The sequence below is a fragment of the Salmonella sp. SAL4457 genome (assembly GCF_046548235.1).
Taxonomy (GTDB): Bacteria; Pseudomonadota; Gammaproteobacteria; order Enterobacterales; family Enterobacteriaceae; genus Salmonella; species Salmonella enterica.
This window is the reverse complement of sequence record NZ_JBGDZO010001431.1, coordinates 1-232: the sequence shown is the minus strand read 5'-3', so window position 1 is coordinate 232 and position 232 is coordinate 1. Positions and strand designations below refer to the sequence as shown.

At 70.3% G+C, this 232-nt stretch carries 1 protein-coding gene; it reads right to left on the bottom strand.

Features of this window, described 5'->3' with window-relative positions:
- Positions 1-232, bottom strand: a 232-nt coding sequence (locus tag ACLJNW_RS28890; RefSeq protein WP_410962119.1) for a sugar nucleotide-binding protein, incomplete at both ends; no start/stop codon positions are given.

Sequence of the window (232 nt, the reverse complement as noted above, 5' to 3'; positions counted from 1 at the left end):
CCTTCCAGCTTGGTCTGCCCGTAGACGCTCAGCGGGCCGGTCGGCGCGTCCTCGGCGAAAGGCACGCTGCCCGCGCCGTCGAACACGTAGTCGGTGGAGTAATGCACCAGCCAGGCGCCGCAGGCCGCGGCCTCCTCGGCCAGTACCGCGACGGCGCTGGCATTGATCAGGCGGGCGTTGTCGGCATCGCTCTCGGCCTTGTCCACCGCGGTGTAGGCACCGGCGTTGACGA